Source organism: Duganella rivi (assembly GCF_009857435.1).
GTDB lineage: Bacteria > Pseudomonadota > Gammaproteobacteria > Burkholderiales > Burkholderiaceae_D > Rugamonas > Rugamonas rivi.
Map to the genome: position 1 here is coordinate 632,272 of NZ_WWCK01000001.1, position 24,445 is coordinate 656,716.

Consider the following 24,445-nt stretch of genomic DNA (forward strand, 5'->3'; position numbering starts at 1 on the left):
TCCTTGAATGAATGAAACGGAACACGCACTATGCTGCCGCGCCGCCGCGCGCGCCATCGGTCAAACATCCGATGCCGGTGTTTTCTCCGGGGTCGCTATAATCGCCGTCATGTATCCTGAAACTACCGCCACCATCGCCGACGCCATGCGCACGCTGGCCTATATCGGCGACTTGAGCATGGGCCAGCCCACCGAACACTCGCTGCGCACGGCCTGGCTGGCAGCGCGCATCACTGAAGCCATGCATGGCTGTGGCGACCGTTGCGTCGCGGTGCAGCAGGTGGCCTTGCTGCGCTGGTCTGGCTGTACCGCCAATGCACCGGAATTCAGCGCGTTGATAGGCGACGATGTGGCGGGCCGCGCGAAAATGCTGTCGCAAAGGCCAGATCCCCAGTTCGCCCAGGTCGCCGAGCGGCTATACCGCGAGATCCACCCGCTGGCGGCAATCCATTGCGAGGTGTCGGGAGAAATTGCCGTCATGCTGCAAGTGCCAGGTGACGTGGAAAAGGCTTTGCGCACCATCTTTTCCACCTACGACGGCCACGGGCCATCGAGCCAGCCGCAAGCCGAGGTACCGGACAGCGTGTACATCGTGGCCTTGGCCAGCGACATTGAAATCCTCGGCCGCGAGCAAGGCCTGGACACCGCACTCGAAATCATCGCGCGCAAAAGCGGCAAGACCTATCCGCAGGAGCTGGCATCCATCGCCGAAAGGCACGCGGGTGCGTGGCTGGAGCTACTGGATCACGGCGATGATTGGCAGGCAGCACTGGACTTTGCACCCGCCTCCGGCAGCGCAGCGGTATCGCTGGAGCTGCTGGCCGACGTCATCGATCTCAAGCTGCCGTGGATGACCGGCTATTCGCGCCGCGTCGCACAGGCAGCCTTCGATGGCGCTGCCCAACTGGGACTCGACGCGGACACGCAGCTACGCTGCTATCGCGCGGCGCTGGTGCATGGCATCGGCCGCGCGGCCATCCCCAACGCGGTGTGGAACACCAGCGGGCGGCTTAGTCCCGGCGCGCGCGAGCAAATGCGGCTGGCGTCATATTGGACTAGCCGCGCTGCCACACGCATCGGTGCACTGGGCGACGCCGCCAATATCGGCTCTTACACCGGCGAACGTCTCGACGGCAGCGGCGCTTTTCGCGGCTGCACACTGGCGGCGATACCGCTGGAAGGCCAGGTCGTCGCCGCAGCAGCGGCGTGGGTGGCCTTGCAATCGCTGCGTCCCTGGCGCGCGGCCATGTCGGAGGATGAAGCCCGCGCCCTGTTGAAACAGGAAGCGGCTGCAGGCCGCTTTGGTGAAGCCGTCGTGCGTGCCGTCACCGGCGCATCGCCGGCGGCAGCCGAAGCACAGGACAAAATCCTGCTAACCGAGCGTGAGATTGAAATATTCCGCCGCATCAGCCTTGGGCTCACCAACAAGGAAGTGGCGCGCGTGCTGGCGATCAGCCCAAGCACCGTGCGCACGCACGTGGAAAACGTGTTCCGCAAATTAGGCTGCAACACCCGCGCTGCCGCGACGCTGAAAGCGTCGACACTGCGGCTGATTTAGCCCAGCGCGGCGACCAGCGCGGCATCGGCCACTCGTGTCGGCCGGATGCGGATGACGTTGCGGTAGAGCGGCGGCATGGCGGCGCACAGCGCGGCCAGTTCGGCTTCCGGCATCGAGGGCAGCACGTATTGGAATTGGGCTGGATTCGTCAATGGCAGCGGGCCTTCCATGGTAGAGCCATACGCGCCGAGGTTCATGAAGCTGACCGCGCTGGCGTCCGGGCCCTGCGCGAAAACGAAGGTGCCGTCTTTCGGATGGCCGAGGTAGTGGCGCACTTCGTCCTGCTGCGCCGGCGCGGCGCCGTTCATTAGCTTGTAGCGCAGCTGCGCGTAGGCGCGCGTGGTTTCCATGAAGGCGCTGCGGATGCCCGATTGCGCCATGCGGCCCGGCATGCATAGCAGCAGGTTGCCGAACGAATCGAGCAATGCCACCGCATCCCCTGCCCCGCCATGCTCACGGTCGCGCGCCATCGCTTGTTTTAAGAATGGCGCTAGACCGGCATCCGGCTGGTGCGGCTTGCAGCGGTAGGTCAAGGCATCCGGGTACTGCTGTTTCAGTGCACGCACGATGGCGTGATCGGCCGGCAGTGTGGCCGGATCTTTCAGCAACTCTTGCGGCAGGTCGGTGTTAAACATCTCCATCACTTCGGCCGATGTGGCCTCGAACACCAGCGAGCATAAGGCCTGCGTCGGTTCGGAGATGGTTTTCCCGATGAAGAAGGATTTCGGCGTCGCACCGCTGGCCGTACGCGAATACAGCGAGGAGCCGAGAATGGCGGGATAACTAAAGCTGTCGCCGGCCTGCGCGCGCAGCGCTTCCGGCAGCGCGTTGAAGCTGGCGCTTTGATCGAAGTTGATGCCGGCGTTTTTATCCGGCGCGGCCACCACCACGTTGAAGCCACCAGCCAGAATCGCACCGCTGCACATGCAGCATGGATCAAGCGAGGTAACGATGGTGATGTCCTGCGGCTCCGGCAGCTCGCGGCCCTTGGCGCGTTCGGCGTAGTACCAGTCGATTAACTGGCGCTCGCCGTGCGCGGTCGGGTCGTAGATTAAGCCGTCTTTGACGACGTTGTTGTGCAGCGATTGCAGCACGTTGCCATGCTGGTCGAGCATCAAGCCGCCGACGCCGAACGTGCCTTGCGTCTTGGCGGCGATAGCTTCAGCGGCGGCGACTGCCACCGCTGCCTGCACATCAATCGTCTTCTTCTTGAGGCCCATTACTTCTTTTTGAGATCCTGCCCACCGAAGGCGTTCGGCAGTTGTTCGGCGGCGGTGGTCTCGTAGATGTCGCCTTTCAGGTTGGTCAGCAAGACTGGCAGTTCGTTGCCGCCCAATTCCAGAATCACCTGGCGGCATGCGCCGCACGGCGCGATTGGGCCGTCGGTTTCACCGATCACCACCAGCTGGCTGAAATCACCGGGCTTGTAGCCATGCGCGAGTGCGCTGAACAAGGCAGTACGCTCGGCGCAATTGCACAGGCCATAGGATGCGTTTTCCACGTTACAGCCGTGGAAAAGCTTGCCGTCGTTGGTCAGCAGCGCAGCACCAACTTTGAAGTTGGAGTATGGCGCGTAGGCTTTCAGACGCGCGGCGGCGGCTTCGGCGATGAGTTCTTCTTTGTTCATGGGCGAATAGTCCGATAAATAACTGGGTTGGCTGCCGGTGCAGCATCGGCGATCTGGTACGAGGCTTGAATTTCGCGGATCGCTTGTTCAGCAGCTTCCTGCGTACGCGCATGCACCATCGCCAACGGCTGGCCGGCTTCGATTTTATCGCCCAAGCCAACCAGGCCGGTCAGACCAACAGCGTAGTCGATAGGATCGGCGGCACGGCGACGGCCGCCGCCCAGCGACACCACGGCCAGGCCGATTTCGCGGGTGTTGGCCGACGCGGCGTAGCCCGATTTCAGCGCCGGCGCCGGCACGATGATCGGCGAGCGTTCCAGGTACTTGTCCGGGTTGTCCATCAAATCCGCAGGGCCGCCCAGCGCCACCACCATGCGCGCGAAACGCTCGGCCGCTTCGCCGCTGTCCAGCGAGGCTTGCAGCTTGGCGCGTGCTTCGGTTTCGTCAGCGGCGAGTTTGCCCAGCACCAGCATCTCGGCGCACAGCGCCAAGGTGACTTCGTGCAGGCGCGCAGGACGCGACTTGCCGGTCAGGTAGTCGATCGCGCCGCGTACTTCAACGGCGTTACCGGCATATGGCGCCAGCGATTCATTCATGTCGGTCAGGACGGCGGAAGTCACCATGCCCGCGCCGTTGCCAACCTTGACGATGCTCTCGGCCAGTTCCACCGATTTCTCGTAGCTTGGCATGAAAGCGCCGCTGCCGACTTTCACGTCCATCGCCAGCGCATCCAGGCCGGCCGACAGTTTCTTCGACAGGATGGAGCCGGTGATCATGGCGACCGATTCCACCGTCGCCGTCACATCGCGCACGCCGTAGAACACCTTGTCCGACGGCGCCAGCGACGAAGTCTGGCCGATAATGGCAACGCCGACTTCCTTCACCACCTTGCGGAACAACGCGTTGTCCGGCACTGTGGAGTAGCCAGGGATGGAGTCGAACTTGTCCAGCGTGCCGCCGGTATGGCCGAGGCCACGGCCGGAGATCATCGGCACGTAGCCGCCGCATGCTGCGACCATAGGGCCGAGCAGCAGCGATACCACGTCGCCAACGCCGCCGGTGGAGTGCTTGTCCACCACCGGGCCGTTCAGGTCGAGCGAGCGCCAATCCAGCACTTCGCCGGAATCGCGCATGGCCAAGGTGAAGGCCACGCGTTCGTCCATGTTCATGTCTTTGAAGTAGACCGCCATCGCCAGCGCAGCGATCTGGCTTTCCGTCACGCGGCCCGAGGTAATGCCGCCGACGAAGAACTGAATCTCTTCGGCCGACAGCACGCCGCCGTCACGCTTCTTGCGAATAATCTCTTGGGGTAGAAACATGCGCTTCTCCGTTTCTGTAGATCGGTACGTCGCCGTGGAGTTTGCGGCACCCGCGAAACCCGCACTGCGACGAAGCTCGGGGTCTGACCCCGTACGGGGTCAGACCCCTTCTGTTAGGGGGGCTTTACACGCCGTAAGGAATCCAGATGTTTTTCACTTGCGACGCGTGCGCGAGGACTGCACGGCCGCCAGCTTGCGACGTGCTATACCAATCACGCCCCTTCGCCCCACCAACCCAGGTGCGCTTCAGCGAGCTAGCCGACAGGCGCTCGACTTCAGCACAGCCTTCCGCCGAACCGTCGTGACGCCACACTGCATCGATATCCGAGTGCGTTGCCAGCGTGCGCGCCAGTTCATCGGCCGAACCGGTGATGATGTTGACCACGCCAGCCGGCAGGTCGCTCGTGTCCAGCACTTGATACAGGTCGGTCGCCGACAGCGGATGCGCTTCCGACGGCACCACCACCACGCGGTTGCCCAGCGCGATAGCCGGCGCCACCAGCGAGATGAAGCCCAGCAGCGGCGCTTCGTTCGGGCAAACGATGCCAATCACGCCCAGCGGCTCATTCAGCGCCACGGTGATGCCGTGCATCGGCGGCTGGTGCGCCAGACCGTCGTATTTGTCGGCCCAGGCAGCCCAGTAGAACAGGCGCTCGATCGACGCTTGCACTTCTTTCTCGGCGTTTTTGGTGCCGGTCATGGCGGCGATGCGGGCTGCGAATTCCTCGCCGCGCGCGGCCAGGTTTTCAGCGATGTAGTACAGCACTTGCGCGCGGTTGTGCGCGGTGGCTTTCGTCCAGCCGGTGGCTTTGTGTGCAGCTTCCACGGCGTTGCGGATGTCTTTGCGATTGCCCTCGCCTACTTCGGCGATGAAGGAACCGTCAGCGCCGTGGATCGCGCGGCTGTAAGCGCCGTCAGGGCGTGCCTGTTTGCCACCGATATACAGCTTGGCGGTGCGGTCGATCGCGAATGCGCCACCCGCTGCCGGTGCTGCCTTGGCTTTGGCTTTCGGCTCGATGACCGGAGCAGCAGGACGCGCGTCTTCCGCCTTGGCGGTCAGGTACTCGTACATGCCTTCGCGGCCGCCTTCACGGCCGTAGCCGGATTCGCGGTAGCCGCCGAAGCCGCAAGCAGCGTCGAACTGGTTGGCAGTGTTAATCCACACCACGCCTGCCTTGATCGCAGGAGCGACGTCCAGCGCCAGCGAGATGTTCTCGGTCCACACGCAAGCGGCCAGGCCGTACACGGTGTTGTTCGCCAGTTGCACGGCTTCCGGCGGAGTGCGGAAGCTCATCGCCACCAGCACTGGTCCAAAGATTTCAGCCTGTGCCACGGCAGCCGAAGTCGATGCGCCGGTGATCAGGGTTAGCGGGAACCACGAGCCGTCGGCCGGCAGTTCGCATGCTGGCTGGTACACGGTGCAGCCTTCGTCGCGTGCCGATTGCACCAGGCCTTCAATGCGCTGCTTCTGTACTGGATCGACCAGCGCGCCGATGTCCATCGACTTGTCCAGCGGCGAGCCAAGGGTCAGCTTGTCCATGCGCGCGCGCAGCTTGGCGAGGAATTTCTCCTGCACCGATTCCTGCACCAGCAGGCGCGAACCTGCGCAGCAAACCTGGCCCTGGTTGAACCAGATCGAATCAACCAGGCCTTCAACGGCTGCATCCAGATCCGCATCTTCAAACACGATGAACGGCGACTTGCCGCCCAGTTCCAGCGACAGCTTCTTGCCGCTGCCTGCCGACGCTTCGCGGATCAAACGGCCAACTTCGGTCGAACCGGTGAAGGCCAGCTTGTCGATGCCTTCGTGCTTGACGATCGCTTCGCCCACGCGGCCATCGCCGGTGACGATGTTAACCACACCAGCAGGCACGCCCGCTTGTACGCAGATATCGGCGAACAGCATCGCGGTCAGCGAGGTGAATTCAGCAGGCTTGAACACCACGGTGTTACCAGCAGCCAGCGCAGGAGCGATTTTCCACGCCAGCATCAGCAGCGGGAAGTTCCACGGCACGATCTGGCCGACCACGCCGACGGCGCGGTAGTCGGAGAATTCTTCGGCTTGCAGTTGCGCCCAGCCAGCGTGGTAGTAGAAGTGACGCGCCACCAGCGGCAGATCGACGTCGCGCGTTTCGCGGATGGTCTTGCCGTTGTCTAGCGTTTCCAGCACCGCGAACAGGCGCGCGTGCTTTTGCATCAGGCGCGCGATCGAGTACATGATCTTGGCGCGGCCATGGCCGCCCAGTGCTTGCCAGCCCGGTTGCGCTGCGCGTGCAGCAGCAACTGCGCGGTCGACGTCGGCGGCGGTGCCTTGGGTCAGGTCAGCCAGCTTGGCGCCGCTGGCTGGGTTGATGGAAGCGAACAGCTCACCGGCTTCGCTCCACTCGTTGTTGATGAACAGGCCGAATTGGCGGCCGCGCTGTTCCAGCCACGCTTGCGCTTCTTTGGTGCTTTCCGGTGCTGGGCCGTATTCCATGGTGTTCAGGATCTCTTTGATGGTTGGCATGACAGTGTCCGTGTTCTTTAAGGTTGCGCGTGGCGGTGAGCGGCCGAGTAGTTACCGGTCACGTAGTGTTCCAGTTGACGCTCGATGTCGGTCAGCAGGCTGGATGCGCCGATGCGGAACAGGTGCGGCTCCAGCCACTCGTTGCCCAGTTCTTCCTTCATCAGGGTCAGGTACTGCAACGCGGCCTTGGCCGTGCCGACGCCACCCGCAGGCTTGTAGCCGATCTTGAAGCCGGTCTGCTCGTGGTACTCGCGGATCGCGCGCACCATGGTCAGCGACACAGGGATAGTGGCGTTGACCGGCTCTTTACCGGTCGAGGTCTTGATGAAGTCCGCGCCAGCCATCATGCACACCCACGATGCTTTCGCCACGTTTTCCAGCGTAACCAGTTCACCGGTCGCCAGAATCGCTTTCACGTGCGCTTCGCCGCAAGCCTTGCGGTAAGCCAGCATCTCGTCGTACAGCGCTTGCCAGTTGCCAGTCAAAACGTGCTGGCGGGTGATGACGATATCGATCTCGGTTGCGCCAGCGGCCACCGACAGTTCGATCTCGCGCACCTTGGTTTCCATGCTGGTCAAGCCAGCCGGGAAGCCGGTCGACACGGCAGCGATAGGCAGGCGGCCTTGCAGCACTTCCACCGCAGGCTTGATCATCTCGTGATACACGCATACCGCGCCGGTGGCGAGGTTGACGTCCTGCAGGCCCAGTGCTTCCACCAGATCGGTGCGCAGCGGACGCAGCGCCTTGCGGCACAGGCGCTCAACGCGGCCCGGCGTATCGTCGCCCGACAGCGTGGTCAGGTCGATCAGGCCGATGGCCTTGACCAGCCACGCGGCCTGGTATTCCTTCTTCACCGTGCGGCGGTTCGCCAGGCTGGCGGCGCGGCGGTCGGCGGCGGACTTGTTGACGTGGATGTGATTGATCCAGCCGAGATCCAGTGGGACTGCTTCGTTGCGTTTGAAGTCGCTCATAACAGATTGTTTCCGTTCGAAAGTGGCTTGACGCCAAGGTGGTGGGCCAGCGTCTGGCCGATGTCGGAGAAGGTTTCGGAGATGCCCAGCGACTGCGGCTTCACATTCGGGCCGAAGAAAATCATCGGGATGTGTTCACGCGTGTGGTCGGAGCCCGGCCAGGTTGGATCGCAGCCGTGATCGGCGGTGATCACCACCAGGTCATCCGCTTGCAGCTTGGCGATGAATTCCGGCAGGCGCGCATCCATCTCGTGCAGCGCATTCGAGTAGCCGTTGACGTCGCGGCGGTGGCCGAAGGCCTGGTCGAAGTCGACGAAGTTCACGAAGGTCAGCGACTTGTCGCCCGCTTCGTCGGCCACTTTCAGCAGCGCGTCGAACAGCGCCATGTTGTCCTTGCCCTTCACCACGCGCGATACGCCCTGGGTAGCGAAGATGTCGCTGATTTTGCCCAGCGCGATGACTTCGCCGCCGTCGTTCTTCACGTGATCGAGCAGCGTTGGCGCAGGCGGTGCGACAGCGTAGTCGTGGCGGTTGGTGGTGCGGGTGTAGTTGCCGTTCGCGCCGAGGAATGGGCGCGCGATCACGCGGCCGATGTTGTACGGTTCAACCAGTTTGAAGGCGATCTCGCACACTTCGTACAAACGCTCAAGGCCGAACGATTCTTCGTGCGCGGCGATTTGCAGCACCGAGTCGGCCGAGGTGTAGATAATCGGCTTGCCAGTGGCGACGTGTTCATCACCGTGCTTGTTGATGATCTCCGTGCCCGATGCGTGGCAGTCGCCGAGGAAGCCCGGCACGCCGGTCAGCTCTTGCAGCTTGGCGGTCAACTCGGCCGGGAACGACGGCACGGTTTTCGGGAAGTAGCCCCAGTCGAATTCCACCGGCACGCCGGCGATTTCCCAGTGGCCGGACTGCGTGTCCTTGCCGGTCGAACGTTCACGCGCCGCGCCATAGGCGGCGGTGAAGCCTTCGCGTTGCGTGAAGCCGGTGGCCCACTCGCCGCTGGCCAAATGCGCGGCGGCGGTCAGGCCCAGTTTTTCCATGGTCGGCAGCGACATCGGCTTGCCGCTCTTGGCGACTTGCTCGGCGATGTGGCCGAAGGTGTTGGCGCCGGCGTCGTTGTACTTCGCCGCGTCGGGCGTGGCGCCCAGGCCAAACGAATCGAGCAGCAGGATAAATGCGCGTTTCATAACGAACTCCTAAAAAGCAAAAGGGCGGACTAGCCGCCCTATTTGGTCTCTTAAGCTTGCGGCGTTTTTGCCACGTTACCCAAGAAGCCGAGGATCACTTCGACCAGCGAGGTCGCTGCAACCGCAGCGTACTTCAGAGTCTGTTCATGCGACAGCGGGAACGGCGACAGACCTTCCGCCAGATTGGTGATGGCCGATACGCCCACCACTTTCAAACCGCAGTGACGGGCCGACACCACTTCCGGCACCACCGACATACCCACCACGTCCGCGCCCAAGGTCTTGAACGCGCGGATTTCCGCAGGCGTCTCAAAGTTAGGGCCGGCGTAGGCGATGTACACGCCGTCGTGCAGGGTGACGTTTTTCTCTTTGGCCGAAGTGTGCAGCAGCGCGCGCAGTTCAGCGTCGTAAGCGTTGGCCATGCTGAAGAAGCGCGGGCCGAAGCGTTCGTCGTTCGGGCCCATCATCGGGGTGCCCGGCAGGAAGTTGATGTGGTCGGTCAGCGCCACCAGCGAACCGGCGTCCACTTCGGTGCGCAGCGAACCGGCGGCATTGGTCACGAACAGCATTTCGCAGCCCAGCAGCTTCATGGTGCGCACGGCGCTGGTCATCACGCCGAGGCCGTAGCCTTCGTAGACGTGGCCGCGGCCTTTCATGCACACTACTTGTACGCCCGACAGGGTGCCGATCACCAGTTCACCGGCGTGGCCGTGGACGGTCGAAATCGGGAAGCCCGGCAGTTGGTCGTAGCTGATGGTGACGGCGTCCGTCATTTGTTCCGCCAGCACACCCAAGCCCGAACCGAGGATCATCGCTACGCGCGGCTTGAAGCCCGCTGGGAGACGGGCGCGAATGATGTCGGCTGCCTGGAATGGGGAATTATTAGACATGGGAATCCTCTGATTTTTTGATATGGCTGGGGAAGCTGACACTATGCATCATCGTCCATATGTATGGCAAATACCATTTTTCTTAGCCATTTATATAAAAATGATATAAATCGGGAGTATTATAAACCAAGGGAAACTTAGCCGCCGCCGCGCGTTTGACTCAATCAGAACAAATGTTTACTATTGCGGACAAATGTTTAGCATGCATCCAAAGGCACTACCGTGACCGACTCTTCCAAAAAGGAACAGCTCTACCAGCTGATCCGCGCCAACCCCTTCATCTCCCAGCAAGACCTGGCGGTCGAGCTGCGCCTGTCGCGCTCGGCCGTGGCCGGTCACATAGCCGGTTTGATTCGCGAACGCCGCCTGCTGGGCCGCGCCTACGTGCTGCCGGACAAGCGCCCGGTGCTGTGCCTCGGCGCCGCCAACCTTGACCGCAAGCTGCGCACCATCGCATCCATGCAGCTGGGCACCTCCAATCCGGCCACCGCCGAAGAGGTCTACGGCGGCGTGGCGCGCAACATTGCCGAAAACCTGGCCCGCCTGAACCTGCCAACCGCCCTGCTCACCGCGCTTGGCGACGATGCCGCTGGCCGCAGCCTGCAAGACCACGCCGAGCAAGCGGGCATCGACACGCGCGGCAGCCTCAAGCTGCAAGACGTTGCCACCGGCACCTACACCGCCATCCTCGACGATAAGGGCGAGCTGGTGGTGGCGCTGGCCGACATGGCGCTGTACGACCGCATCACACCCGAGTTCCTCGCCAGCCGCCAGCCGCAGCGCGCGGCCGCCGCCATGACTGTGGCCGACCTGAACCTGCCGGCCGCCAGCATTGCCATCCTGCTGGAAAGCGCGCGCACCGACAATCTGCCCTTGGTGATTGTGGCGGTGTCGCAACCGAAGATGGCGCGCCTGCCGGCCGACTTGAAAGGCCTGCGCCTGCTGATTTTGAATCGCGGCGAACTGGAAACCCGCGCCGGCCGCAGCCTGCCGACCGAAGCCGACGTGCGCGCCGCCTGCCGCGAAGTGCAGGCGCAAGGCGCGCAAGACGTCATCGTTACCTGCGGCAGCCAGGGCGTGTACCACACGCAGGGCGGCGAACTGGTGTGGCTGGCCGCGCACCAGGTTGATGTGGTCGACGTGACCGGCGCCGGCGATGCGTTCTCGGCCGCCGTCTGCTGGTCGCTGTACCAGGGCAGCAATGATTTGACGCTGGCCTGCCGCCGTGGCCTGAAAGTCGCCGCCATGACGCTGGAAAGCCCCGAGACCGTGTCGCCGGTACTGGCCGCCGACATCCTCGACGAAATTCACGATTTTGATTTAAGCGCCCCGCTGTTCCCGAATAAAGGATAAAACCATGCACCAATACTTACTGTTCTCGCCGGAAGTGGCTGCCGCCCGCGCCGCCGGCAAAGCTATCGTCGCGCTGGAATCGACCATCATTTCGCACGGCATGCCGTATCCGCAAAACGTGCAGATGGCGCGGGAAGTGGAACAAATCATCCGCGACGGCGGCGCCGTGCCGGCCACCATCGCCATCATCGGCGGCAAGATCTGCATCGGCCTGTCGGACGAGCAGCTGGAGTTGCTGGGCACCTCGCCCGACGCAATGAAGGTCAGCCGCCGCGACTTGCCGTTCGTGCTGGCACAGAACAAGCTGGGCGCCACCACCGTGGCCGCCACCATGATTTGCGCTGAACTGGCCGGCATCCAGGTGTTTGTCACCGGCGGCATCGGCGGCGTGCACCGTGGCGCCGAGACCAGCTTCGACATCTCGGCCGACTTGCAGGAACTGGCGCACACCTCGGTGGCGGTGGTGTGCGCCGGCGTGAAATCGATCCTGGACATCGGCCTGACGCTGGAATACCTGGAAACCCACGGCGTGCCGGTGGTCAGCGTAGGCCAGCGCGGCTTCCCTGCTTTCTTCACCCGCGAGAGCGGCTTTAACGCCGACTTCCAGCTCGACACGCCGGCCGAGCAAGCGGCCTTCATCCACACCAAGTGGCAGCTTGGTTTGAAAGGCGGCGTGGTGGTCAGCAATCCAGTGCCTGCGGCGGAAGCGATGCCGAAACAAGAAATCGACCGCATCACCGAGCAAGCCTTGCAGGAAGCGGATCAGCAAGGCGTCACCGGCAAGAACGTGACGCCGTTCCTGCTGGCCCGCATCAAGGCGCTGACCGAGGGCCGCAGCCTGGCCACCAACATCGCACTGGTGAAGAACAACGCCCGTTGCGGCGCGGCCTTGGCCGTTGCCATGCAAGCAGCGCACTAACCTAATCTGGCCGACTCCATGTCCATCGATCTGAAACAACTGAAGTACTTCCTCGCGGTCGCTGAAGAAAAAAGTTTCAGCCGTGCCGCCGAGCGACTGCACATCTCGCAACCGCCATTGAGCCAGCAGATCATGAAGCTCGAAAGCGAGTTGGGCGTGAAGCTGTTCGCGCGCACCACCCGCACCTTCGAGCTGACGGTGGCCGGCAAGGCACTGATGACGGAAGCCGCCGAACTGCTGGGCAAGATGCGCATGACCATCGACACCATCCGCCAGATCGACCGCGGCGAAGTGGGCCGGCTACGCGTGGGCATCGTCGGCTCGGCCATGTGGGGGCCGATTCCTAGTCTATTGGAAGAATTCCAGACCAAGTTCCCGCGCGTGACCTGGACTATCCACGAACTGGGCCCGACCTTGCAGTACGACGCGCTGCGCGCCAAGCAGATCGACGTCGGCTTCTGGCGCGAGCCCAAGCTGGACGAGGACGATCTCAAGAACGACAACCTGCGCCAGGAGCTGTGCTTCCGTGAAGACGTGTGCGTGGCCATCAACGAACACCACCCGCTGGCCAAGCAGGACGCGATTGAACTGATCGACATTGCCGACGAGCCGATGCTGACGCTGGCGCTCGACAAGTCCTCGTTCCCGCGCTACCTGATCCAGTGCTGCGTGAAGGCCGGCTTCCAGCCGACCATTTTCCAGGAAGCGTCCGAGCCGCAAACCCTGCTGGCCATGGTCGGCGCGGGCCTGGGGGTGACGCTGATTCCCGAAACCACCAGCCGCATCGGCTGGCCGGGCGTGGTGTTCCTGCCGATCCGCACCAATCCGCCATCGGCCAATCTGTACATCACCTACACCACCACCGACGACGCGCCGGTGGTGCGGGCCTTCCTCAACATCCTGAATCCAAGCGGGTAGCAAGCGGATAGCAAGCTGGTAGCATATTTTGTAACTATTTTTTGCAATTCGAGTTTACGTATGGCAATATATCCCGACATCATTAACCGGGAGTTTTTGCATGCCATCGACCATTACTCAGAACCGCGCCACCTTCGCCGGAAAGTCAGAACCGAACGCATGGATCACTCTGTACGATGGCGATGACATGGTCGGCCTGGCCGTTGCAGACGCCACCGGCGCCTGGCGCGTGACCAGCGACAAGCTGGCCAATGGCCTGCACACCTTCTCAGTCATCCTTACCGATGCGGCTGGCAATGTCTCCGATCGCTCGCCTCCCACCTACGTCACCGTCAACGCGCCGGCCGGCACCCCGCCCAAGACGCAGATCAAGGCGCCGGCCGAGGTGCAGCTGAGCCTGGACACCGACACCGGCGCCTCCAGCACCGACCACGTCACCAACGTGACGCTGCCGGTATATATCGGCAAGGCCAAACCGGGCTCGTTTGTGGAACTGGTCATCGACGGCGTCAAGGGCAAGTTCGGCGTGCCGGTCGACGCCAATGGCAACTGGCAGGCGCGCGGCGATACGCTGGGCGAAGGCGCGCACACCATCAGCGTGATCGAGCACGACAGTGCCGGCAATACCTCGGCGCCATCCACCGTGATGAAGCTGACCATCGACACCAGCGCGCCGCTGAACGCCACGATTGCACTGGTGCCGCACGCAGGCGACGAGATCATCGGCGGCCAGACCACCATCCATAACGCCAGCCCGGCCTTCACTGGCACCGCCGAAGCCGGCGCCCACGTCGACCTCTACGAGTGGGACTACTTTAGCCTCAACAAAATCGGCAGCGCGGTGGCCGGCAAGGACGGTACCTGGTCCTTCACCGCCGCCGCGCTGGCCGACGGCCAGCACAACATCGTGGTGCAGACGAGCGACCTCGCGGGCAACAGGGCGGATCCGCAGGTGTTCACTTTCAGCATCGACACCGACGCGCCGCTGCTGTCATCCGATACCGGCATCCACGGCGACCAGATGACCAACCTGTCCACGCCGGTCATCTCCAACTGGGCCGCCCCCGGCACCAGCGTAGTGCTGTATGACGGTAAAAAAGTCGTCGGCAGCGGCGTGGCCGGCGCCGACGGCATCTGGAGCATCACCACCACGCCGCTGGCCGACGGCCAGCACAAGCTGGTCGCGCACTCGACCGACAAGGACGGCAACGCATTGCCCGTCTCCGGCACGCTGGTGCTGACCGTCGATACCGTTGGTCCCAAGACCGTCTCGACCAAGCCGCTGCTCGACGTCCGCGACGACTACGGCAGCTCGTCCAGCGACCAGATTACCAATGTCAACTCGCTGGCGGTGTACGGCACCACCGAGGCCGACGATCACGCCTTGGTCACGGTGTACGTCGATGGCGTTGCGTGGGCCACGCAGTCCTATGTCTCCAAGACCGGCGAATGGGGGGTGCAGCTGTACGGGCTGAGCGAAGGTGAGCACCACATCACCGCGGTCACCACCGACCAGGCCGGCAATGTTGGCGCGCACTCGGCCGAGTCCATCATCCTCATCGACACCAAGGCGCCCGCTGCGCCGGACGTGCCGGCGCTGGCCTCCCTGCCCAACAGCGCCACGCCGCGCCTGACTGGCAGCACCGAGGCCGGCGCCACCGTCATCCTGTACGACGGCGCTGACCGCGTCGGCAGTGCCGTGGCCGATGGCCAGGGCCTATGGAGTATCACCGCCAGCTCCCTGGCCGATGGCGAGCATAGCCTGACCGTCACCAGCACCGACCTGGCCGGCAATACGTCGGCCGCCTCTGCCGTGCTCAGCGTGAGCGTCAGTGCAGCGACGGCCGCAGTTGCCACGCCCACCGTTCCCGACCTGCAGGCCGCCTCCGACACCGGCGCTGCCAACAGCGACAATGTGACCAAGCTGTCCACGCCGACCATCACCGGCAAGGCAGCGGCCGGCACGACCGTGCTGCTGTTCGACGGCCTCACGCAAATCGGCACGGCGGTCGCCAATGACGCCGGCGCGTGGAGCTTCACGACCGGTACGCTGGCTGATGGCAAACATTACCTGAGCGCCGTGAGCCAGGACAGCAGCGGCCAGCAGTCGGCGCCATCGGCGGACTTGCTGGTCACCGTCGACACCACGATCAGCATCGGCACACCGGTGCTCGCGACGCAGTACGACACTGGCCGCTCGCACAGCGATGGCATCACCAATGTCACCACGCCGCAACTGAGCGGCACCAGCGACGCAGGCGCCACCGTCACCGTGTATGACGGCAAGACGGTCATCGGCACCACGGTTGCCGACGACAAGGGCGCATGGAGCTTCACCTGCAAGGCGCTGGCGGTGGGCACGCACAACTTCACGGTCAAGGCGGTCGACGCTGCCGGTAATACCTCGGCCGCATCGGCGGCGCTGACGGTCACGATCGACAACAAGGGACCCGCCGCACCAAGCAAGCTGGACTTGGTGGCAAGCGCCGACAGCGGCGTTTCCAACACGGACAACCTCACTGCGGCCAGCGCGCCGGTGGTGTCCGGCAAGGCGGAGGCCAATGCCAGCATCGCCCTGTACGAAGGCGCCACCCTGCTCGGCAGCACCATCGCCGACGACAGCGGCAACTGGAGCATCAGTTCCAGCGTATTACTGGCCGATGGCGTGCATAAGCTGACCGCCAAGGCCAGCGATGTGGCGGGCAACACCTCCGCCTCCTCGTCCGAACTGGCCGTGACCATCGACACCAAGTGTGCCGCCCCCACCGCGCTGGACCTGGCCACCGCATCCGACAAGGGCGTATCCACCAGCGACAACATCACCAGCATGGCGACGCCGGTCATTACCGGCAAGGCCGATGCCGGCGTCACCATCACGCTGTACGACGGCGCCACTGTGCTGGGCAAGGCCACCGCCAGCAACAACGGCTCGTGGAGCATCACCACCACCAAGCTGCTCGACGCCGAGCATCACTTGACGGCCAAGGCGACCGATGTGGCAGGCAATGTCTCGCTGGCGTCGGATGAATTGGTGTTCACCACCGACACCAAGGCGGTGCTGGTGACGGCCGCGCCGCTGCTCCACACGCTGTCCGACAGCGGCCGCTCGCAAAGCGACGGCATCACCAATATCGCCACGCCGAAAGTCAGCGGCGTGACCGAGGCCGGCGCCAGCGTGGCGCTGTACGACGGCTCCACGCTGGTCGGCAGCGTGACGGCCGACAACGACGGCAACTGGAGCATCACCTCCAAGGCGCTGACGGCAGGCGCGCACAAGCTGACGGTGAAAGTGACCGACATCGCCGGCAATATCTCCGCCGCTTCGCCGGTACTGGCGCTGACGGTCGATACCAAGGGACCGGATGCACCGGCCTCGCTGGATCTGCTCAGCATTTATGACACCGGCACGTCCAGCACCGACAACAAGACCGCCATCACCACGCCGGTCATCAGCGGCAAGGCGGAAGCCAACGCCATCGTCGCGCTGTACGACGGCGACACGCTGCTGGGCACCGCGCTTGCTGACAAGAGCGGCGCGTGGCAGATCACGTCGTCGGTATCGCTGAGCACCGGCGCGCACAGCTTGACGGCCAAGGCGACCGATGTGGCGGGCAATGTGTCGGCAGCGTCGTCCAAGCTGAACCTGACCATCGACCCGGCTGCCATCGGCCAAACGCTCACCGGCAGCAGCGCAGCCGACAACTTCGTGCTGAACAGCCAGGCAGGCGCGGTCAAGGTGAGCGCTTTCTCGGCCGCCGGCGGCGATCACCTGGTGCTGGCGCACGACTACAACGGCCTGTCGCTGAACAGCGCAGCCGACGTGGTGGCGCTCGGCCACGTGGATGGTAAAAACTTTGTGATCGACTTCGGCGCAGGCCACGAGGTAACGCTGGTTGGCGTGACCTCGCTGGCAGAGGCGGCGATTACTTTGCTGTAGTAGTTTAGTGCGTGAGGCCGCCGGCCTCGCGCAAATCCACCGTATGGGCAAGCGTGGTGCGGACGGCGATGCGCAGTCCTTCCACCACGTCTTCCAGCTTCATGCTGGCGGTGCCCGGATGATGGGCCGCTTGCTGCGGCAAGTATGGAATGTGAATGAAGCCGGCGCGCATGGTGGTGCCCCACTCGTGCGCCTGGTGCATCAAGCCATAAAATACGTGGTTGCAGACAAAGGTGCCGGCCGTCTGCGATACCGATGCCGGCAAGCCCGCCTCGCGCAGCTCGTGCACGATGGCCTTGATCGGCAAGGTGGAGAAGTACGCCGCCGGGCCGCCGTTCACAATCGGCTGATCGACCAACTGGCGCTGCTGGTTATCCGGGATCGGCGCATCATCGATATTGATCGCCACGCGCTCCACCGACATATCCACACGGCCGCCTGCCTGGCCGACCGCGATCACGATACTCGGTTGTAGTTCTTCCACTGCCTGGTGCACCACCTTGAGCGCATGCCCGAACACGCACGGCAGCTGGCGTGCATGGACAACGAACTCGCCCTCGTGCCAGCCGTCCAATTGACGCACGGCTTCCCACGAGGGGTTGATGGTCTCCTTGTTAAACGGTTCAAAGCCCGTTAACAATATTATCTTTTTCATCTCGACTGCTCCGGTCTTGCAACTAACCTTGGAAGCGTCTCACATATTCATCAAAAAATAAAGCAGCGCAATATTTGCTAACAATAAGGGCAAGGCCGTCGGCACTTGCATTTTTACCACCGCATTTTTATCCGGCAGCTCCAGCAGCGCGGCGGGCACGATGTTGAAATTGGCCGCCATCGGCGTCATCAGGGTGCCGCAGTAAGCGCTGAACATGCCGATGGCCGCCATCACCGCCGGGTTGGCATGGTACACGCCAACCAGCACCGGAATGCCGACACCGCCCGCCATCACCGGGAAGGCAGCAAAGCCATTGCCCATGATGATGGTGAACAGCGCCATGCCGATGCAGAACACGGCCACCGCCACCAGGCGCACGTCCATATTGATGTAGGAGGTGACCACGTGCGCCACCGCCTTGCCCATGCCGGCCTCGGTGAACAGCAAGCCGAGTACCGCCAGCATGTGCGGCAGCACCACCGCCCAGCCCAAGTGGTCGATCAGGCGGCGTGACTCGCGCATCGCTTGCATCGGCGTGGATCGCGTCAGCCAGCATGCCGTCGCCACCGCGAACAGCGAGCCGCAACCGAGGCTTACCAGCGTCAGGTTTTTCGGATCGAGCAGGAATAGCTCGCCCCACTTCACATCCTTGAACAGCGTAGAGCCAATCACGGTGGTGATGGGGATTAGCAGCGCAGGAATCAGCAGCTTATGGCCGAGACGCTGCGCGCTGCTGCGGCGCTCTTCGTCGCTGCGGTCGCCATAGCGGCCCAGCGTGACGCCGCCGAAACCGGCGATCAGCGCCATCACCACCATCAGCAAGCCCGCTACGACGGGCGGCAACTGCTTGCCGGCCAGGTAGATCACGGCGTACAAGGCCCAGAACAAGGCGCTGCTGTAGCGCTTGGGATTGTGCTGGTCGCGCAGCGCCATCCACGCCACCATCAGCAGCATGACGCCCAGCACGTAGTAGAAGTATTCGAGCTGGAGGATCATTTGGCGCTCCGTGCAATCTGCGCATCCAGACGATACAAGCGCCACGAGTGGATGATGAACGCGCACACCGCCGTCGGTATGCCCCACAGTGCCATATGCAGCGGATCAACCTCCAGCCCTTCGCCGCGCAAGATGGTTTGCATCAGCACGATGGCGCCGAAGGCCACAAAAATATCTTCGCCGAAGAACAGGCCGACGTTGTCGGTGGCGGCGGCCATGGCGCGGATGCGGTAGCGCATTTCCTGCGGCACGTTGGGATAGCGCACTTCGGCCGCGCCTTCCGCCATCGGTGCGATCAAAGGACGCACCATGTTTGGATGGCCGCCGATGCTGGTCAGGCCGAAGGCGGCGCTGATTTCTCGGATCGCCAAGTAGACGATCAGCAGGCGGCCGGTGGTGGCGGAGCGGATCCGCGCAATCGATGCCTGCGCATGCTCGCGCAAACCGTGACGCTCCAGCAGGCCGATGGCGGCAATTGGCAGCAGCAAAATCAAGGGCAGGTTGCGCGTCTTGATGAAGGCAGTGCCCAGCGTGGCCAGTAGCTGATCGACCGGCATGGCAGCGGCGATGCCGGTCACGGCGCAAGCGGCAATCACCACCAGCACAGGATGGGCGCGCAGCGCGAAGCCGGCGATGATGACGGCCACGCCCAGCAGCGGCCACAGATTAACAACGGTATGCACTAGCAGTCTCCCAATGTAAAAATCCCCGCACTCCTTTCGGATGTGCGGGGATTCTAAACTAGCCCGGCTTAGAAGTTGACCTTGAAGGTCGCGCCCCAAGTGCGTGGTTCGTTCAGCATACCGGTCAAGTTGTCGAAGTCGATCGCGCCGATGATGACTTGCTTGTCGGTGATGTTGCGGCCAAACGCAGCCACTTCATACTTGCCGTTGCCCCATTTGTAGCCGGCGCGCAGACCACCTTCGGTGAGTGGCTTGGCCTTGTACTCCGGTGCTTCGTACAGGAAGAAGTTGTAGCTGCTGCGGTAAGTCCAGTCGGTGTAAGCGTAGAACTCGCCATCGCCCAGGTCGGTGCTGTACTTGAGCGTGAAGTTAGCTTGCGACTTCGGCGCGCGTGGCAGCGGGTTGCCGTTGATCTTGGACGTGCCGGCAAACGGGCCTGCGGCATTGGTTGGGGTGCAACCGCTGGCGTGGGTCGGGTTATTGCCGTAGTTACCGCAGTACTGCACGAACAGGTTAGGATCCTTGATCTCGGTATCGTTGTAGCTGTAGCCCAGCGTGCCGCTGAAACCACCACCCAGGTTCGCTTGCAGATCCAGTTCGACACCTTGGCCGGTCACCTTGTCGGCGTTGATCAGCTGGTTCATATTGATCGAGCCACTGCCGGCGGTCAGCTGCTTGTCCTTCACGCGGTAGTGGAACACGGCTGCGCTCAAACGCGCGCGCTTGTCGAACAGATCCTGCTTCACACCGGCTTCATACGACAGCGCGCGCTCGGCGCCGGCGAACGATGGCTTGTCGGTCAGACCATTCAGACGGCCCTGCATGGAAGGCGCGCGGTAGCCGGTCGCCACGCGGGCAAACAGATTGGTGTTCTTGTCCAGCTCGTAGGTGCCGCTCAGATCCCAGCTGGTGTTTTTCGAGGTGTTGTCGATCTCGAACGGGCCCGAGCTCTTAGGCGGTTCGACACGGGTGGCCGAGAACTCTTTCTTGTCGTGCGTGAAGCGCAGGCCGCCGCGCACCTTGAACTTGTCGGTCACGGTGTAATTCAGCGAGCCAAACGCAGCCCACGATTTGGCGTTCTGGAACTGCTGCGCGTAGGCGGCGTTTTGCGGATTGCCCGGCGTGAACGAGTCAAAGCTGATCGAGTCGATCTGGATCGATTCGTCGAAGAAGAACAGGCCGCCAATCCACTGCAGCGGGCCGGTGTAGTTGGACTCGGCGCGGAACTCTTGCGAGAACTGCTTGTGGTTAGGCAGCAGGTCGGCGGTCTCGACCGGGAAAGGGATGTAGCCTGGGCCCGATGGCGGCGCGAACACGGCGCCGTAGCCGCCGTCAACGTCGGCGCGGCTGTTGAACTTCAGCGTTTCGTAGCCGGTGATCGAGTGCAGCGTGATGTCGCTCATGTTGTACTTCAGGCGAATGTTGCCGCCCTTGGTTTCCAGCTTCTGGTAGTTGACGCCGTCGGTCGGGTAGGAACCGTAGTCGAAGCCGTCCACCAGATCGTTGGTGCCCTTCTTGATGATGTTGGCACGGAACAGGGTGGCACTGCCGTGGTAGTCGCGCTCGTGGTAGTTGAACAAGGCGCTGAAGTCCTTGTTCGGCTGTACCAGTGCTTGCAGGCGGAAGGCGTTGTCGCCATAACCTTCGAAGTCCTGGGTGGCGGTATTCTTGTTCGGGTTGGTGTTGTGCACGCGGTCGTCGCGGTGCTGGCTGGTGCCCGAGAAGCGCAGCGCCACGGTGTCGCTGACCGGCACGTTGAACACGCCTTCCACGGTCTTGGCCGAGTAGTTGCCCACGCCCAGTTGCAGATAGCCTTCGGTCTTGAACACCGGCTTGGCCGAGTCGAACTTGATCACGCCGGCCGGCGAGTTACGGCCGAACAGCGTGCCTTGCGGGCCGCGCAGCACCTCGACCTGATCCACGTCGAAGACCGGGAAGCCTTTCAGCATGGCGTTTTCCTGCACGATATCGTCCATCACCAGGCCGACCGGCTGCGACGCGTTCAAATCGAAGTCGGTGTTACCCAGGCCGCGAATGTAGAAACGCGGGAAGGTACGGCCATAGTCCGATTCCACGTTGACCGACGGCGAACGGCCGGCCAGGAAACGGATGTCGGCGGCGCCCGAGGTCAGCACGTCCAGCTTGTCGCCCTTGAGGGTGGCGATCGACATCGGCACGTCCTTGATGTTTTCCGCGCGGCGCTGGGCCGTCACGATCACGGTTTCGAGCTGGTCTTTATCCTTGCTCTCGGCCGGGGTGTCTTCGGCGTACGCCAGCGGGAAAGCGCTGGCGACGGCCAGGGCGATCAGCGATCGCACTGCGAAACTGCGTTGCTTGCTCATATTGTCCTGCTCCCTTGCATTGTGTAAGTGAGTGTTTTAATTATTAAATGTCCATCGAAACTAAACCATTTCGCATATCGATATACAAATTACCAATCATGCTAGCACGTAAAAATTTCGAATTGATTCATATCTATTTTATATAAATAGCGAAGAAAAAACGAATTTGTCCTACATATCGGCGCTGGGGCATAGTAGTGGACTGTCCTAAACATAGGGCGTACAGCCGCTTTCTCTATGAAAGAGGGACGGCGCCAGCGGCCCGCCGGCGCGCGGAAGTTTTTCCAATCGGACAAAAAAGCAACAATACAAAAATATTTAATTCGGTGGGGCCTGTTGTTGCAGTGCGACATACACTCTTGGAACGGTAGATGAACAACATGCTCGAACACAGCCGGCTGCAGGCAGTCGGCGCCCTCGGACAACAAATCTGGCTCGACAACCTGAGCCGCCAACTGATCGCCTCCGGCCAACTGGCCGAGCTGATCGCCCACGACGGCGTGCAGGGCGTCACCTCGAATCCCGCCATTTTTTACCACGCCATTCAGCACGATCCGGCCTACCAGGCCGCCCTGCCCCTGCTGCGCACCGCGCACGCTTCGCCGGAAGCGCGTTTTGAAGCGCTGGTGATTCCCGACGTGCAGCGCGCCTGCGACCTGTTCGCGCCGCTGTACGCCGACAGCGACGGCCGCGCCGGCTTTGTCAGCTTTGAAGTGGCGCCGCGCCTTGCGCATGATGCCGCCGGCACCGTGGCCGAAGCCCAGCGTCTGTGGGCGCTGATCGCCCGCCCCAACGCCATGATCAAGATCCCGGCCACGCCGGCCGGCATCGCCGCGCTGGAAGACGTGATCTACGCAGGCATCAGCGTCAACATGACCCTGATCTTCAGCGCCAGCCAGGTGCAAGCCGTGCGCGCCGCCCACCGCCGCGGCTTGGCACGCCGTTTGCAAGACAAATTATCGGTACAGCGCATTGCCAGCGTGGCCAGCGTGTTCATCAGCCGCATCGACGTCGCGGTCGACGCCCTGCTGCCGGCAGGCGACAAACTGCGCGGGCAGGCCGCCATGGCCGCCGCCCGCATCGTCTACGCCGATAGCAAGAACGACAACGGTTTCGGCGTGTTTGCCGCCTTTGGCGCGACGCCGCAATGGCTGCTGTGGGCCAGCACCGCCACCAAGACCGCCGCCGAGCGCGATGTGCGCTACGTCGAGGGCTTGATCGGCCCGGACACCATCAACACGGTGCCGGACGCCACGCTGGCGGCGTTCCGCGACCACGGCGTGGCCGCGCTGACGCTGGGCACGGAGGTGCAGGCCGAGCGCGCCATACTGGCGCAATTGGCGCACCAAGGTATCGATTTGGAAACAATCGGCAAGCAATTGCTGGACGCCGGCCTCCTGCAATTCGAGCAAGCTTTTAGCAAGTTGCTAGCACTTACCGAGTGAAATCAGGGATTTAGAGGAATTAAACGGCAGGGAATTGCTCCTGTCGGCCAATAAAAATATACAATATCGATCTTCCAGGAGCCTATTCATGAAACTTTCACAACTTAGTTTGACGGTTGCAGCACTGTTTATCGCTGCCAGCGCGTCCGCGGCTGACCCAAAACTGGGCATCGTGTATGACGCAGGCGGCAAGTTCGACAAGTCGTTTAACCAGTCCGCTTTTGAAGGCGCTACGCGCTTCAATAAGGAAACCAATATCAAATTCATCGAGGTGCAAGCTTCGAGCGACACCCAGGCCGAACAGGTGCTGCGCGGCCTCGCCCGCAAGAACCTCGACCTGATCGCCTCGATCGGCTTCGCCCAGCAGGCGGCCGTGCAGAAGGTCGCCAAGGAATTCCCGAAAGTCCGCTTCGTGCTGATCGACGGCGTGGCGCAAGGCGCCAACGTCAACTCCATCACCTTCAAGGAAGAAGAAGGTTCGTACCTGGTGGGCGTGGCTGCGGCCATGGCCTCCAAGTCGAAGAAGCTGGGCTTCATCGGCGGCGTCGATATCCCGCTGATCCGCACCTTCGCTTGCGGCTACACGCAGGGCGCCAAGGCGGTCAATCCTAAAGTCGACGTGAGCTCCAACATGGTCGGCACCACCTCCGATTCGTGGAACAACCCGGCCAAGGGCGGCGAGCTGGCACGCTCGCAGTTTGACCGCGGCGTCGACGTAGTGTTTGCCGTGGCCGGCGGTTCGGGCCTGGGCACGCTGCAAACCGCCAAGGAAAAAGGCAAGCTGGCGATCGGCGTCGATTCGAACCAGAACTCGCTGTACCCTGGCTCGATCCTGACCTCGATGGTCAAGCGCGTCGACAACGCCGTCTACGACTCCTTCATGCAAATGAAGAACGGTACGTGGAAGGCTGGCGTCACTGCCAAGGGCTTGAAAGAAGGCGGCGTCGATTGGGCGCTGGATGAACACAACCGCAAGCTGATCACGCCGGAAATCGAGAAGCGTGTGATGGGCGCGCGCAAGGACATCATCGATGGCAAGGTCAAGGTCATCGATATTCGTTCGGGCGCTGCCTGCCCGGTCTAAAACCTGTTTGAACACGAAGCGCGCCGCCGGGGTTTTCCCCTCGCGGCGCGTT

General features: G+C 62.8%; 18 protein-coding genes. 7 read left to right on the plus strand and 11 right to left on the minus strand.

Annotated elements, in window-relative coordinates; translation table 11 throughout:
* Positions 1–109: 109 nt before the first annotated feature.
* A complete protein-coding gene (locus GTP45_RS02930) occupies positions 110–1,558 on the plus strand; it encodes an HD domain-containing phosphohydrolase (protein WP_161012365.1) in 1,449 nt (482 codons plus the stop codon).
* Here GTP45_RS02930 and GTP45_RS02935 read toward each other — a convergent pair.
* The 7 genes from GTP45_RS02935 to xapA all read right to left on the minus strand — a co-directional run bounded on the left by GTP45_RS02935 (position 1,555) and on the right by xapA (position 10,061).
* Complete coding sequence (locus GTP45_RS02935; protein ID WP_161012366.1) at positions 1,555–2,778, minus strand: nucleoside deaminase; 1,224 nt, start codon at positions 2,776–2,778, stop codon at positions 1,555–1,557. The genes GTP45_RS02930 and GTP45_RS02935 overlap by 4 nt on opposite strands.
* Positions 2,778–3,185: a cytidine deaminase gene (locus GTP45_RS02940; protein WP_161012367.1), complete on the minus strand. Its 408-nt coding sequence runs from the start codon at positions 3,183–3,185 to the stop codon at positions 2,778–2,780. Before GTP45_RS02940 ends, GTP45_RS02935 begins: the two co-directional genes overlap by 1 nt.
* Entirely contained in the window at positions 3,182–4,504 is a 1,323-nt protein-coding gene (gene deoA, locus GTP45_RS02945; protein ID WP_161012368.1) for a thymidine phosphorylase, read from the minus strand. Before deoA ends, GTP45_RS02940 begins: the two co-directional genes overlap by 4 nt.
* A gap of 124 nt (positions 4,505–4,628) precedes the next feature.
* The gene (locus GTP45_RS02950; protein ID WP_371874404.1) at positions 4,629–7,010 is read right to left on the minus strand and encodes an aldehyde dehydrogenase family protein; all 2,382 of its coding nucleotides are present in this window, start codon (positions 7,008–7,010) and stop codon (positions 4,629–4,631) included.
* 17 nt (positions 7,011–7,027) lie between these two features.
* On the minus strand, positions 7,028–7,981 hold the full coding sequence (gene deoC, locus GTP45_RS02955; RefSeq protein WP_161012369.1) for a deoxyribose-phosphate aldolase: 954 nt from the start codon (positions 7,979–7,981) through the stop codon (positions 7,028–7,030).
* Positions 7,978–9,171: a phosphopentomutase gene (locus GTP45_RS02960; protein ID WP_161012370.1), complete on the minus strand. Its 1,194-nt coding sequence runs from the start codon at positions 9,169–9,171 to the stop codon at positions 7,978–7,980. The genes deoC and GTP45_RS02960 overlap by 4 nt, the downstream gene beginning before the upstream one ends.
* A gap of 50 nt (positions 9,172–9,221) precedes the next feature.
* Positions 9,222–10,061, minus strand: coding sequence for a xanthosine phosphorylase (gene xapA / locus GTP45_RS02965; RefSeq protein WP_161012371.1), 840 nt, complete (start codon positions 10,059–10,061; stop codon positions 9,222–9,224).
* A 222-nt stretch (positions 10,062–10,283) separates the two neighbouring features.
* Between xapA and GTP45_RS02970 the strand changes: the two genes are divergently transcribed.
* From GTP45_RS02970 to GTP45_RS02985, 4 genes are all read left to right on the plus strand, one after another.
* Positions 10,284–11,414 (plus strand): carbohydrate kinase, encoded by a 1,131-nt coding sequence (locus GTP45_RS02970; RefSeq protein ID WP_161012372.1) that lies wholly within the window; start codon positions 10,284–10,286, stop codon positions 11,412–11,414.
* 4 nt (positions 11,415–11,418) lie between these two features.
* Positions 11,419–12,333, plus strand: a complete 915-nt coding sequence (locus GTP45_RS02975) for a pseudouridine-5'-phosphate glycosidase (RefSeq protein WP_161012373.1) — start codon at positions 11,419–11,421, stop codon at positions 12,331–12,333.
* 18 nt (positions 12,334–12,351) lie between these two features.
* Entirely contained in the window at positions 12,352–13,251 is a 900-nt protein-coding gene (locus GTP45_RS02980; protein WP_161012374.1) for a LysR family transcriptional regulator, read from the plus strand.
* 100 nt (positions 13,252–13,351) lie between these two features.
* Positions 13,352–17,188 (plus strand): Ig-like domain-containing protein, encoded by a 3,837-nt coding sequence (locus GTP45_RS02985; protein ID WP_161012375.1) that lies wholly within the window; start codon positions 13,352–13,354, stop codon positions 17,186–17,188.
* Between the two features lie 4 nt (positions 17,189–17,192).
* Here the strand turns inward: GTP45_RS02985 and pcp are convergent, their stop codons facing one another.
* From pcp to GTP45_RS03005, 4 genes are all read right to left on the minus strand, one after another.
* Positions 17,193–17,843, minus strand: coding sequence for a pyroglutamyl-peptidase I (pcp, locus tag GTP45_RS02990; protein WP_161012376.1), 651 nt, complete (start codon positions 17,841–17,843; stop codon positions 17,193–17,195).
* A gap of 39 nt (positions 17,844–17,882) precedes the next feature.
* Positions 17,883–18,839: a DUF979 domain-containing protein gene (locus GTP45_RS02995; RefSeq protein WP_161012377.1), complete on the minus strand. Its 957-nt coding sequence runs from the start codon at positions 18,837–18,839 to the stop codon at positions 17,883–17,885.
* Positions 18,836–19,522 (minus strand): DUF969 domain-containing protein, encoded by a 687-nt coding sequence (locus GTP45_RS03000; RefSeq protein WP_161012378.1) that lies wholly within the window; start codon positions 19,520–19,522, stop codon positions 18,836–18,838. Before GTP45_RS03000 ends, GTP45_RS02995 begins: the two co-directional genes overlap by 4 nt.
* Positions 19,523–19,590: 68 nt before the next feature.
* Entirely contained in the window at positions 19,591–21,864 is a 2,274-nt protein-coding gene (locus GTP45_RS03005; protein ID WP_161012379.1) for a TonB-dependent receptor, read from the minus strand.
* Between the two features lie 371 nt (positions 21,865–22,235).
* Here GTP45_RS03005 and tal point away from each other — a divergent pair, with 371 nt between their 5' ends.
* Together tal and GTP45_RS03015 are read left to right on the plus strand one after the other, a co-directional pair.
* A complete protein-coding gene (gene tal / locus GTP45_RS03010) occupies positions 22,236–23,309 on the plus strand; it encodes a transaldolase (protein ID WP_161012380.1) in 1,074 nt (357 codons plus the stop codon).
* 88 nt (positions 23,310–23,397) lie between these two features.
* Positions 23,398–24,393 (plus strand): BMP family lipoprotein, encoded by a 996-nt coding sequence (locus GTP45_RS03015; RefSeq protein ID WP_161012381.1) that lies wholly within the window; start codon positions 23,398–23,400, stop codon positions 24,391–24,393.
* Positions 24,394–24,445 lie beyond the last annotated feature (52 nt).

What these genes read in the sequence shown, in the direction of transcription:
- GTP45_RS02930 (WP_161012365.1), top strand. Translation starts at nt 110, where the DNA reads ATGTATCCTGAAACTACCGCCACCATCGCCGACGCCATGCGCACGCTG.
- GTP45_RS02935 (WP_161012366.1), bottom strand. Translation starts at nt 2,778, where the DNA reads ATGGGCCTCAAGAAGAAGACGATTGATGTGCAGGCAGCGGTGGCAGTC.
- GTP45_RS02940 (WP_161012367.1), bottom strand. Translation starts at nt 3,185, where the DNA reads ATGAACAAAGAAGAACTCATCGCCGAAGCCGCCGCCGCGCGTCTGAAA.
- deoA (WP_161012368.1), bottom strand. Translation starts at nt 4,504, where the DNA reads ATGTTTCTACCCCAAGAGATTATTCGCAAGAAGCGTGACGGCGGCGTG.
- GTP45_RS02950 (WP_371874404.1), bottom strand. Translation starts at nt 7,010, where the DNA reads ATGCCAACCATCAAAGAGATCCTGAACACCATGGAATACGGCCCAGCA.
- deoC (WP_161012369.1), bottom strand. Translation starts at nt 7,981, where the DNA reads ATGAGCGACTTCAAACGCAACGAAGCAGTCCCACTGGATCTCGGCTGG.
- GTP45_RS02960 (WP_161012370.1), bottom strand. Translation starts at nt 9,171, where the DNA reads ATGAAACGCGCATTTATCCTGCTGCTCGATTCGTTTGGCCTGGGCGCC.
- xapA (WP_161012371.1), bottom strand. Translation starts at nt 10,061, where the DNA reads ATGTCTAATAATTCCCCATTCCAGGCAGCCGACATCATTCGCGCCCGT.
- GTP45_RS02975 (WP_161012373.1), top strand. Translation starts at nt 11,419, where the DNA reads ATGCACCAATACTTACTGTTCTCGCCGGAAGTGGCTGCCGCCCGCGCC.
- GTP45_RS02980 (WP_161012374.1), top strand. Translation starts at nt 12,352, where the DNA reads ATGTCCATCGATCTGAAACAACTGAAGTACTTCCTCGCGGTCGCTGAA.
- GTP45_RS02985 (WP_161012375.1), top strand. Translation starts at nt 13,352, where the DNA reads ATGCCATCGACCATTACTCAGAACCGCGCCACCTTCGCCGGAAAGTCA.
- pcp (WP_161012376.1), bottom strand. Translation starts at nt 17,843, where the DNA reads ATGAAAAAGATAATATTGTTAACGGGCTTTGAACCGTTTAACAAGGAG.
- GTP45_RS02995 (WP_161012377.1), bottom strand. Translation starts at nt 18,839, where the DNA reads ATGATCCTCCAGCTCGAATACTTCTACTACGTGCTGGGCGTCATGCTG.
- GTP45_RS03005 (WP_161012379.1), bottom strand. Translation starts at nt 21,864, where the DNA reads ATGAGCAAGCAACGCAGTTTCGCAGTGCGATCGCTGATCGCCCTGGCC.
- tal (WP_161012380.1), top strand. Translation starts at nt 22,236, where the DNA reads ATGAACAACATGCTCGAACACAGCCGGCTGCAGGCAGTCGGCGCCCTC.
- GTP45_RS03015 (WP_161012381.1), top strand. Translation starts at nt 23,398, where the DNA reads ATGAAACTTTCACAACTTAGTTTGACGGTTGCAGCACTGTTTATCGCT.